General features: G+C 72.4%; 10 protein-coding genes. 6 read left to right on the top strand and 4 right to left on the bottom strand.

Features of this window, described 5'->3' with window-relative positions; all coding sequences use genetic code 11:
• The first annotated feature begins 12 nt into the window (after positions 1-12).
• The 3 genes from LZ495_RS27380 to LZ495_RS27390 all read left to right on the top strand — a co-directional run bounded on the left by LZ495_RS27380 (position 13) and on the right by LZ495_RS27390 (position 4,899).
• Positions 13-1,200 carry a type III PLP-dependent enzyme gene (locus tag LZ495_RS27380; protein ID WP_235055628.1) on the top strand — a complete coding sequence of 396 codons (1,188 nt, stop codon included), beginning with the start codon at positions 13-15 and terminating at the stop codon, positions 1,198-1,200.
• 85 nt (positions 1,201-1,285) lie between these two features.
• Positions 1,286-2,785 (top strand): SDR family NAD(P)-dependent oxidoreductase, encoded by a 1,500-nt coding sequence (locus tag LZ495_RS27385; protein ID WP_235055581.1) that lies wholly within the window; start codon positions 1,286-1,288, stop codon positions 2,783-2,785.
• 179 nt (positions 2,786-2,964) lie between these two features.
• Positions 2,965-4,899: a flavin-containing monooxygenase gene (locus LZ495_RS27390; RefSeq protein WP_235055582.1), complete on the top strand. Its 1,935-nt coding sequence runs from the start codon at positions 2,965-2,967 to the stop codon at positions 4,897-4,899.
• 45 nt (positions 4,900-4,944) lie between these two features.
• Here LZ495_RS27390 and LZ495_RS27395 read toward each other — a convergent pair whose 3' ends face one another.
• Entirely contained in the window at positions 4,945-5,463 is a 519-nt protein-coding gene (locus LZ495_RS27395; RefSeq protein ID WP_235055583.1) for a GNAT family N-acetyltransferase, read from the bottom strand.
• A gap of 46 nt (positions 5,464-5,509) precedes the next feature.
• Between LZ495_RS27395 and LZ495_RS27400 the strand changes: the two genes are divergently transcribed.
• Positions 5,510-6,088 carry a TetR/AcrR family transcriptional regulator gene (locus tag LZ495_RS27400; protein WP_235055584.1) on the top strand — a complete coding sequence of 193 codons (579 nt, stop codon included), beginning with the start codon at positions 5,510-5,512 and terminating at the stop codon, positions 6,086-6,088.
• Here the strand turns inward: LZ495_RS27400 and LZ495_RS27405 are convergent.
• Positions 6,073-6,654 (bottom strand): AAA family ATPase, encoded by a 582-nt coding sequence (locus LZ495_RS27405; protein ID WP_235055585.1) that lies wholly within the window; start codon positions 6,652-6,654, stop codon positions 6,073-6,075. The two genes, LZ495_RS27400 and LZ495_RS27405, sit on opposite strands and share 16 nt — an antisense overlap.
• 274 nt (positions 6,655-6,928) lie before the next feature.
• Here LZ495_RS27405 and LZ495_RS27410 point away from each other — a divergent pair, with 274 nt between their 5' ends.
• Positions 6,929-7,636, top strand: coding sequence for a VIT1/CCC1 transporter family protein (locus LZ495_RS27410; RefSeq protein ID WP_235055586.1), 708 nt, complete (start codon positions 6,929-6,931; stop codon positions 7,634-7,636).
• 115 nt (positions 7,637-7,751) lie between these two features.
• Here the strand turns inward: LZ495_RS27410 and LZ495_RS27415 are convergent, their stop codons facing one another.
• Positions 7,752-8,507 (bottom strand): bestrophin-like domain, encoded by a 756-nt coding sequence (locus LZ495_RS27415; RefSeq protein ID WP_235055587.1) that lies wholly within the window; start codon positions 8,505-8,507, stop codon positions 7,752-7,754.
• Positions 8,504-9,424, bottom strand: a complete 921-nt coding sequence (locus LZ495_RS44215; protein ID WP_268823429.1) for a hypothetical protein — start codon at positions 9,422-9,424, stop codon at positions 8,504-8,506. The genes LZ495_RS27415 and LZ495_RS44215 overlap by 4 nt, the downstream gene beginning before the upstream one ends.
• Positions 9,425-9,816: 392 nt before the next feature.
• Between LZ495_RS44215 and LZ495_RS27425 the strand changes: the two genes are divergently transcribed.
• Positions 9,817-11,232, top strand: a complete 1,416-nt coding sequence (locus LZ495_RS27425) for a family 2B encapsulin nanocompartment shell protein (protein WP_235055588.1) — start codon at positions 9,817-9,819, stop codon at positions 11,230-11,232.
• Positions 11,233-11,308 lie beyond the last annotated feature (76 nt).

The raw sequence follows: 11,308 nt of genomic DNA on the forward strand, positions 1-11,308 counted from the left end.
GGCTCCGACGAACTGCCCGCCTACGTGCACGACTTGGCCGGTCTCGCCGACCATGCGAAGGGCATCGCGGCCGCGCTGCCGCCCGGCGTGGAGTTCTACTACGCGGCCAAGGCCAATCCGGACGCCCGCGTGCTCGGGGCCCTCGCTCCGCACGTGGACGGCGTGGAGGTGGCCTCCGGCGGCGAGTACGCGCACGTCGCCGCGGCCGTCCCCGGGCTGCCGATCGCCTTCGGCGGGCCCGGCAAGACGCCCGGCGAACTGGCGCTCGCCGTCCGGTCGGGCGCGCACCGCCTGCACGTCGAGAGCGAGCACGAGCTGCGGCAGGTCGGGGCGCTGGCTCGTGCCCATGGCCGTCCCGTCGATGTGCTGCTGCGTGCCAATCCGCCCCTCGAGCTGCCTGGCGGCCCCGCAGGCGTGCCGCTGGCGATGGGCGGGCGGCCGAGTCCCTTCGGGATGGACCCGGACGCACTCGACCGATGCGTCGCGATCCTGGCCGCCGAACCGCTGCTGCGGCTCCGCGGCCTGCACGCGCACCTCGCCAGCGGCCTGGGCGCGGATGCGCTCGCCGCGCTCGGTGCGTCTCTCGTGCAGTGGGCCGAGGCCTGGGCACGCGGCCATGGGCTCGCCGTGGAGGAGGTGGTCCTGGGCGGCGGCATGGAGGTCGATTACGGAGCACCGCATGCGCGCTTCGACTGGGCGACGTACGGGTCCGCACTCGGCCGGCTGCGGGCACACGGTTCCGCGTCAGCCCGGGAACCTGCCGTTCCCCTCCTCCGCATCGAGCCCGGCCGGGCCGTCACGGCGTACCACGGCTGGTACGTCACCGAGGTGCTGGACGTCAAGCGCAGCCGCGGGCGGGCCTTCGCCGTGGTCCGTGGCGGCACCCATCACCTGCGCACCCCGGCTGCCCGCGGCCACGCCCAGCCGTTCACGGTGCTGCCGCGCGACGACTGGGCGTACCCCTGGGCCCGCCCGGCGTCCGGCGACGGCGAACCCGTGACGCTGGTCGGGCAGCTGTGCACACCCAAGGACGTGCTGGCCGCGGACATACCCGTGGCCGGCGGGCTGCGGGCCGGCGACCGCGTGGCCTTCGCGATGGCCGGGGCGTACGCCTTCAACATCTCGCACCGCGACTTCCTGATGCATCCGCCGCCGACCTTCCACTACCTCGGCGAGCACACCGGCGAGGCCCCCGGGTAGCCCGCGTTTTGGCGGTCGGCGGGGACCCTACGTAGAGTTCAGCGGATACCCGCACGCCCCCTCCGGCACGAAATGGCGAACAGTGATGACAGCGAGCGACGACGCGTCCGTCGAGGCCACCGGCGCAGCCGACGTCCCCGGCATCGACCCGGAGCGCCTCGCCGTCTGCCTCGCCGTGCTCGGCGAGCTGGAGGAGCTGCCCACCGAGCACCCGGACGCGGTGCGGGTGCGGGAGGCGACCGCGCACATCTTCAAGCGCGTCAAGGAGCGCCGCCGGGCCGAGCGCAAGGCGCGGGTGCTGGCCGCCGACGAGGCGGTCACCGCGGCGACCGCGACGGGCTCGCCGGACCGCATCGACGACGAGACGCAGGGCATCCCGATCAGCACGAGCACGGTCGGCGAGCTGGCCGGGATACTGCAGCGGGCCCGCGGCTGCTACATCTGCAAGCAGCGGTACGTCGAGGTGGACGCGTTCTACCACCAGCTGTGTCCGCAGTGCGCCAAGGAGAACCGGGCGCGCCGCGATGCGCGGACCGACCTGACCGGGCGCCGGGCGCTGCTGACCGGCGGCCGCGCGAAGATCGGCATGTACATCGCGCTGCGGCTGCTGCGCGACGGGGCGCACACCACGATCACCACGCGCTTCCCGAACGACGCGATCCGGCGCTTCAAGGCGATGCCGGACAGCGACGAGTGGATCCACCGGCTGCGCATCGTGGGCATCGACCTGCGCGACCCGGCGCAGGTCATCGCGCTGGCCGACTCGGTGGCCGAGCAGGGCACGCTGGACATCCTGATCAACAACGCGGCGCAGACCGTGCGCCGGACCCCGCAGGCGTACGCGGCGCTCATCGCCGCCGAGGAGGGCCCGCTGCCGGCCGGCGAGCTGCCCGAGTCGGTCACCTTCGGGCACATCGCGGGCTCGGGGCACGTCGCGCTGCCGTCCGCACTGCCCGCCGCCGCACCCCGGGCCGCGGACGCGGACGGCGACCTGGACCCGCATGCGCTCACTGCGCTCGCGCTGACCAGCGGTTCGGCGACGCTCGCCCGGATCGAGGCGGGGAATGCCATCGACGCGGGCGGTCTCATCCCGGATCTGGACGCGTCCAACAGCTGGGTGCAGCGCGTCCACGAGGTGGACCCGCTGGAGCTCCTCGAAGTGCAGCTGTGCAATGTGACGGCACCGTTCGTGCTGGTCAGCCGGCTGCGGCCGGCGATGGCGGCGGCTCCGGCGCGGCGCAAGTACGTGGTGAACGTGTCCGCGATGGAAGGCCAGTTCAGCCGCAAGTACAAGGGCCCGGGCCACCCGCACACCAACATGGCCAAGGCCGCGCTGAACATGCTCACCCGGACCAGTGCGCAGGAGATGCTGACCGACGGCATCCTGATGACCGCGGTGGACACCGGCTGGATCACCGACGAGCGCCCGCACCCGACGAAGATGCGGCTGCACGAAGAGGGCTTCCACGCCCCGCTCGACCTGGTCGACGGCGCGGCGCGGGTGTACGACCCGATCGTGCGCGGCGAAGAGGGCGAAGACCTGTACGGCTGCTTCCTGAAGGACTACGCGCCGTCCCCCTGGTGACGCAGCGGCCGGGCCGCGGAACCGCCGGCCCGGCTCCGGCCTAAATGCACGGCTGCATCTGTTGAAGCCGTCGCGCGGCAGTTCTAATGTGACCGCATCATTCGTTGGCCGCTGCGCGTTGCCGTTGGACGGAGCCAGCCGGTCCGCGAGTCCGCGACCACGCTCGGAGCCGTTCGTACATGACTGCCACGAATCCGCACGCCGGCCTGCCGATCACCGACGACGACGCGGCCATCGCGGCCGCGCTGGAGGACGTGAGCATCCCGACGCTGCTCCTGTCGCTCGTGCACATGACCGGCGACCCGTCGTACATCCGCGGCGCGATCCGGCCGCGGATGCTGGTGCTCAACGAGGTGCAGGGCTTCCTGCCCGAGGAGGACAAGGCCGAGGCGCGCCGCATGGCCCTGGAGGCGATCAAGGCGTTCCGGGACGGCGGCTGCGTGCTGCCGCCGCCGCCCTCGCCCGAGCTGGTGCGCGAGATGATGAGCTGGGTGGCGTGCGAGGACGTGCCCGAGGAGTACGTCCCGATGATCCTCGAGGAGATGGAGCTCGACGGGGTGGACGCCCGCCGGGTCGAGGTGCACGCGGACGCGGCGGCGCGCGAGGCGTTCCCGGTCGTCGTGATCGGCTGCGGGCAGTCCGGCCTGCTGGCCGGGATCCGGCTCAAGGAAGCCGGCATACCGTTCACCATCGTCGAGAAGAACCCGGGCGTGGGCGGGACTTGGTGGGAGAACTCCTACCCGGGGTGCCGGGTGGACGTCGGCAACCACTTCTACTGCTACTCGTTCGAGCCGAGCGACCACTGGAGCGAGTTCTTCTCGCAGCAGCCCGAACTGCAGCGGTACTTCGAGGACGTGATGAAGCGGCACGGCATCGAGCCGCACATCCGCTTCGGCACCGAGGTCGTGCAGGCGGTGTGGGACGAGCCGTCCGCCACCTGGGCCGTGACGGTCCGCGGCCCGGGCGGTGCCGAGGAGGTGCTGACCGCCCGTGCGGTGATCTCCGCGGTCGGGCTGCTGAACCGCCCGAAGCTGCCCGACATCCCGGGCATGGCGGACTTCGAGGGTCCGGCGTTCCACTCGGCGCAGTGGGACCACTCGGTGGACTACGCGGGCAAGCGCGTCGCGCAGATCGGCGCGGGGGCGAGCGGCTTCCAGATCGCGCCGACCATCGCCCCGGACGTCGCACACCTGACGGTGTTCCAGCGCACCGCGCAGTGGATGTTCCCGAACACCAACTACCACGCCAGGGTGGGCGACGGGGTGCGCTGGGCGCTGCGGCACCTGCCGTTCTACGGGCGCTGGTACCGGTTCCTGATCTTCTGGCCGGGCAGCGACGGCGCGCTGATGAGCGCCCGGATCGACCCGGAGTGGGAGCACCAGGACCGCTCCATCAGCGCGCGCAACGACTTCACCCGGCAGATCTTCACCGACTGGATCAAGAGCCAGGTCGGCGACGACGAGGAGCTCCTCGCCAAGGTGCTGCCGGACTACCCGGCGACCGGCAAGCGGACCCTGCAGGACAACGGCAGTTGGCTGCGCGCCCTCAAGCGCGACAACGTCGACCTGGTCCGCGAGGGCATCGACCGCATCGAGAAGGACGCGGTGGTGACGGTGTCCGGCGAGCGGTACGAGGCCGACGTGATCGTCTACGCGACCGGCTTCCAGGCGAACCGCTACCTGTACCCGATGCACATCGTCGGACGCGGCGGGGTGGTGCTGGCCGAGCAGTTCGGCGACGAGCCGGCGGCGTACCTGGGCATCACGATGCCGAACTTCCCCAACTTCTTCTGCCTGTACGGCCCGGGCACCAACCTCGCGCACGGCGGCAGCCTGATCTTCCACTCCGAGTGCCAGATGCGGTACGTCTCGGGCTGCGTGGACGCGCTGATCCGGGACGGGCGCCGCAGCATGGAGCCGCGGCCCGAGGTGGCCGCCGAGTACCGTGCCCGGCACCAGGCCGAGATCAAGCAACTGGTGTGGTCGCACGAGTCGATCAAGCACTCGTGGTTCAAGAACGCCGACGGGGACATCCACGTGATCAGCCCGTGGCGGCTGGTGGACTACTGGGAGTGGACGAAGCGGCCCGACCTGGCCGACTTCGCGATCGACTGACCCACGACTGCCACACGCCTTGGCACACGCCTTGCGCAGCGCGGCTCAGGCGCCGTCGAACCGCAGCTCCATGCGCTGTTCGACGGCGTCCACGCCCCATTTGCGGGCGGGTTCGGAGTGCGTGACGCGGAATCCGGCGGACTTGTAGAGGTGGTGCGCGGCGTCCAGACCGGCGATGGTCCACAGGTAGACGCCCTGGTAGCCGCGCTCGCGGGCCTCGCCCATAGCGGCCTCGAACAGCGCCCGCCCGACGCCGTGGCCCCGGGCCGCGGGATCGAGCACCACCCAGCGCAGCTGGCCCCAGCCGGGCGCCTCGCTGCCGCGCACCATAGCGGCCGCGCCGACGATGCGGCCGTCCAGCTCGGCCACCCAGATGCGGCCCGCGGCGCGGTCGCCCTCGTGCTGCCAGGCGAGGGCAAGTTCGCCGAGGCCGATGGCGACGTACGCCTCCATGGTGACGTCCATGCCGTACTCCTGGGCGTAGAGCGTCCCGTGGAGCGCGGCCACCGCCCCCAGATCTCCGGGCCGGATCGCTTCGCGGATGCTCGCCTTCGCCTCGGCCATGGGTCTATCCTCCACTGAAACACTCGTTTCAGTGGAGGATAGACCCATGGCGGACCAGACGGAAGCCTCACCGCGCAAACGCGAGTTGCTGGCCGCCACGCTGGCCTACGCCGCGGAGAACAACCTCTCCGACCTGTCGCTGCGCCCGCTCGCCGCGGCCATCGGGTCGAGCCCGCGTGTCCTGCTGTACCTGTTCGGCTCGAAAGAGGGCCTGATCCGCGAGGTGCTGGCGGCGGCCCGGGCCGAGCAGTTGGCCCTGGTCGCGCGCGCCGACGAGGAGGGCGGCGCTCCGCGGGCGGTGCTGGAGCACCTGTGGGAATGGGTCACCGACCCGGAGCACCGCACGATCCTGCGGCTGTTCTTCGAGGGCTACATCCGCTCGTCGGGCGACCCGGAAGGCCCGTGGGCCGGGCTGGCCGCGGCGTCCGTCCAGGACTGGCTTCCGCTGTTCGAGACCCTGCTCGCCGACCGACCGCTGCCGCCCACCCTGGTCCTGGCCGCACTGCGCGGCCTGCTCCTCGACCTGCTCGCGGACCCCGGCGCGCTCCCCCGCGTCGACGCCGCGTGGACGGCCCTGCTGGATGCCGCCTTCGGCCCCGGCGCGGGCCGTCAGGTCAGGACGTAGGCGCCGGCGTCGAGGGCGGCTCGTACGCGGTCGGCGGTCTCTTCCGGGGTCCAGTCGGTGGAGTCGGCCACGTGGGCCTCCAACTCCTCCAGGCCCGAGAACTGGCGGTGCAGGGAGCGGACCGGCTCGGGTGCGGTGAGCGCGCCGGGGCCGCGGGAGGTCGCGCGGTGGACGGTGGTGGCCTGGTCGGGGCGCAGGACCACGTAGTGCATCGGCACGTCCGTGGCCGCGGCGGTCTCGCGGAAGGCGTCGAGGAACCACGGGCCGACGATGCCGTCCACCACCACGCGGTAGCCGCCGCGTGCGTAGCCGAACGCGGCCTCGGCGATCACCCGGATGACGACCTGGTTCTGCCGGTGCGCCTCGGGCAGGTAGGGCGGCAGGGCACCCCGTTTGATGTAGTGCCAGAAGTCGTCGGCGTGCAGGTGGACGCTCGACTCGTACGCGTCGGCGAGCAGCCGGGCGACGGCGCTCTTGCCCGCACCGGGCGGCCCGGTGAGGATCACCACCTGGCCGCCCTCGGCGTACGGCGTGCGGCTTCTTGCGTGGTCTGCGGCGTGCGTCATCGCTCGGTTCCCATCCCCGTGAACCCCGTGCGCCCGGGCCGTGTCGATGTGGCGATGCATCGACCAGGCGGCCCGCGGCAGCCTTGCGCCGTCATCATGGCAGCCCGGTCCGGTGGTGCTCCTGGGGCCTGCGTGGTGCAGTGGAAGCCGTGCGGCGGCCCGGTCCGGGGCGCCGGAAAGGCTGCCGGCAGGGCGTTTTCCGGAGGTGGCGGGTGGCGTCGCAGGACCAGGCGGGGTGCCGGGGCGGCTCCGGCGCGCGGCGGGCGTCATCCCTATGACGGAACAAAGTTCACCCGATCACCACGAGGGGCTCGCGGCCCGGCTCAACTGGCTGCGCGCGGCCGTGCTCGGCGCGAACGACGGCGTGGTCTCCACCGCGGGCATCGTGCTGGGCGTGGCAGGCGCGTCCGGGTCGCAGGCCGCGATCCTGACCGCGGGCCTGGCCGGGCTGCTGGCCGGGGCGCTGTCGATGGCGGCCGGCGAGTACGTGTCGGTGAGCACGCAGCGGGATGCCGAGCGGGCCGCGATCGAGCGGGAGCGGCGCGAGCTGCGCGACGATCCGGACGCCGAACTGGCGGAGCTGGTGGAGGCGTACCGGGCCAAGGGGCTCTCGGCTGGCCTGGCCCGGCAGGTCGCCGCGGAGCTGACCGCGCACGATGCCCTCGCGGCGCATGCGGAGACCGAGCTGCGGCTGGACCCTGACGAGTTGACCGATCCGTGGCGGGCGGCGTTCGCGAGCTTCGGGGCGTTCGCGGTCGGCGCGGTGCTGCCGCTCCTGGCGATCCTGCTGCCGCCGCACGGGTGGCGGGTGCCGGTCACGGTGGTCGCGGTGCTGGCGGCGCTGACGCTGTGCGGATGGGCGAGCGCGCGGCTGGGCGGTTCGCCGCCGCGGGTGTCGGTGCTGCGGAACATCGCGGGCGGCGGGCTGGCGATGGCCGTCACCTATGTGACCGGCACGCTGCTGCACGTCTCGGGAGTCTGAGCGGGGGCTGAGCGGGGGCTGGGCACGGGCTGCGCACGCGTGCAGGACGCCAAAGGTCCCGAGGGCCGCTGCCGGGTCCGACGTCCGCAGCGGCCCTCGGGACCGGGGTCCCCCGTCATTTCAGCTGCGCGTACCTCTCCAGCGCGGCCTGGAAAGCGGACGGTCCGACGTTGAGCGGTGCGGTGAACGGGTCGCGGAGCTGCCACACGAGCAGGATGCCGAAGCCGACGATGGCGCCCGCGAAGCCCAGCACCGCGACGTTGCGGGGGTTGGCGGTCATGCCGACGAGCGGCGGGTAGATGAGCACCAGCAGGCCCGCGGCGATCATCGCGGCGAACAGCACCGGCGGCGACACCGAGTCGAGGTCGGCGAGCCGGGCGTAGCGCTTGACGTAGACCTCGTCGAGGGAGGCCACGGTCGCGTCGTATGCCTCGGCCCGGCGGTCGGCGGGGACCGCGTTCAACGTGCTCTGCACCGCGTCGAGTTGGCGCCATGCAGCCGGGGACGCGCGGTGCTCGCCGAGTGCGGGCCATTCGACGTCGATCACGGTGCGGGTGTACTCGGTGATCTTGGTGCGGACCGCATCCCGGTCGGCAGGGGCCAGTTCGCCGGCCCGGGCGTACGTCTTGGCCAGTACGCGGGCCTCTTCGTGGGCGTGCGAGCGGACCACCGACTGGAGTTGCCAGGCGCCGACGATCAGGAAACCGCTCACCAGCACGAAGGACGACAGCACGACGCCGCCGGCGAAGGTGAGCGCCTGCGGGTTGAACGAGCCTTCCTTGCTGCGGGCGCTGCGGCCCAGCCAGATTGCCGCGCCGACCGCGAGGCCGGCTCCGGCCACGGTGCACAGCACCCAGACGAACGTGATCACGACGACCTCCCGGGTCCTCCGCCGCGGGCGTCCGCGCCGCGGCCGACGGCGGCCAGGGCCGCGGGCACGATGGAGAGCAGGAGGGCGAACCCGAGCCAGGTGAACAGGTCCCAGGCGCTGGTCTCGTCCTCGGGTGCGGCGGCCTTGGCGGGCAGCCGCGGGTTGAACGGCGCGGGCGCAGGGGTCGGCGAGGGCGGCACGCTGACCGGGGGCTCGGGCAGTGCGGCGGGTTCGGCGGGTGCGGGCGGGAGCACGCGGTCCACGGGGGCGGCCGCGACGGGCCGGGGCTCGGGGCTGCGCGGGGCGGGCGGGGGCGGTGCGGGCACCGCGGCCGGCGGTGCGGGAGGCCGCGGCGGGGGGGAACTGGGCGGCGGCTGGCCGATGTTGGCGCTGTTGTTCTGGTTGACGACGGACGTGTTCGCCTCGTTGTGCTGGATGATGGTGATGCCGGGCGCCGGTGTGGCCGGCGGCTTGACCGGCGTCGGACGCGGCGCCGGGGTGGGCGGTGTCGGCGCGGGGCGGGCAGGCGCCTCCGGGCAGGGGCAAGAGCAGTCGGCCCCGGAGATCGCAGGCAGCAGGCCGAGGGCGAGTCGGACGACGTGGCCGACGGCGCAGGCGGGCAGGAGCGCGGGCGCGGCCGCGGGGCGGGCGGCGATCAGGGCGACGGGCCGGACGGCAAGCCGGGCATCGGGCCGGACATCAGGTGGGGCGTAGGGCGGTCCGTAGGGTGTGCCGAAGTAGGGCTTCACAAGCGGATCGGAAAGCGGTCCGGCGGGCCGGCCGAACGGCGAACTCGCGGGCGGCGGTTGGGCGGCGGCCGAGGGAGCCGCTGCGGCGGGCGGGGCGAGGGCGGCCAAGAGGCAGGCCGCGAGCGGCACCGCGCCGGCCAGGACGCGCGGGGCCGGACGGACGTACATCGCAAGCATGATCTCAGCCTGCGCGAATCTTGTCCGGCTGAACGCCGGTTCGCCGCAAGATAGCCCGTTCGTGTAATTCCCGCCGGTGTTCCCGGTTTTCCTTGACAAAGAACACCGCGGGATGGTCGCCGAGTTCGCGCCCCGCGGAGGCGGCTCGGCTCGGAGTCGGACGGGAGTCGAGTCGGAGTCGGGTCGGCTCCGAGTCGACTCCGGTCAACTTCCGGATCGACTTCCGGATCGGTTCAGGTCGGCGCAGTTCACCATCGCGCCCGCGCGTTCTCGGCGGTTTTTGCCGCTTTCAACCCCACACTTTCGTGTTATTGATCAACAACTTCCCGGATGGTCAGGATGGTTGGCGCAAGCCGAGTTCCGGTTCAGGGGAGGCAAGACTGATGACGGTCGACGCGGGATACGACATCGAGGCGGACGGCGCCGGCAACCAGCAGAGCCTTGGCACAGCGGCCGCGCGGAACCTTGCGACCACGACCAAGTCCGCGCCGCAGATGCAGGGCATCAGCTCGCGCTGGCTGCTGCGGATGCTGCCCTGGGTCAACGTCGCGGGCGGCACGTACCGGGTCAACCGGCGGCTCACCTACTCGGTGGGGCGCGGCCGGGTGAGCTTCGCGCAGACCGCCGACCGGGTGCAGGTCGTCCCGCCCACGCTGCGCGAACTCCCGCTGCTGCGCGGCTTCGAGGACGACGCCATGCTGGCCGCGATCGCGGACCGGTTCACGCAGCGCGAGTTCGCGCCGGGCGAGGTGATCACCGAGGCCGGGCGGGGCGCGGACGAGATCTACCTGGTGGCGCACGGCAAGATCAACAAGTTGGGCGACGGCAAGTACGGCGACCAGACGGTGGTCGGCGTGCTGGCCGACGGCGACCACTTCGGCGACGAGTCGCTGGTCGAGGAGGACGCCCGCTGGGCATATACCGCAACCGCGTCGACGTCCGGCACGCTCATGGTGCTGCCCCGGACGGTGTTCCAGTCGCTGGTCGACCAGTCCCCCGAACTTCTCGTGCAGATCGCGCAATACCTCGCCAGCGCGCAGCAGTCGACGAACAAGCACGGCGAAGCGGCCATCGAGATGTCGGCCGGCCACGAGGGCGAGATCGATCTCCCCGGCACCTTCGTGGACTACGAACTCTCGCCGCGCGAGTACGAGTTGAGCGTCGCACAGACGGTGCTGCGGATCCACAGCCGGGTCGCGGACCTCTACAACCAGCCGATGAACCAGATCGAGCAGCAGCTCAAGCTGACCGTCGAGGCGCTGCGCGAGCGCCAGGAGCACGAGCTCATCAACAACAGCGAGTTCGGCCTGCTGCACAACGCGGACCACGAGCAGCGCATCCACACGCACCACGGCCCGCCGACCCCGGACGACCTCGACGAGCTGCTGTGCCGCCGCCGCGACACGACGCTCTTCCTGGCACATCCGCGCACCATCGCCGCGTTCGGGCGCGAGTGCAACCGGCTGGGCCTCTACCCGGACACCGTCGACCTGCAGGGCAGCCGGGTGCCCGCGTGGCGCGGCGTCCCGGTGCTGCCCTGCAACAAGATCCCGATCACCGACGGGCACACCTCGAGCATCCTCGCGCTGCGTATGGGCGAGGACAACCAAGGCGTGGTCGGCCTGCACCAGACCGGGCTCCCGGACGAGTTCGAGCCGAGCCTCTCGGTGCGCTTCATGGGCATCAACGAAAAGGCGGTCATCTCCTACCTCGTGACCGCCTACTACTCCGCGGCGGTGCTGGTGCCCGACGCGCTGGGCGTGCTCGAGAACGTCGAGATCGCCCGCCCGCGCGACTGACGCGGGCCCACATACGGGGGTGGGGGGCCCCGGGGCCCCCCCGCCGCCCCCCCCCCCCCCCACAAGCCCAAGCCCC

Source organism: Yinghuangia soli, from assembly GCF_021502675.1.
In the GTDB taxonomy this organism is placed as follows: Bacteria; Actinomycetota; Actinomycetes; order Streptomycetales; family Streptomycetaceae; genus Yinghuangia; species Yinghuangia soli.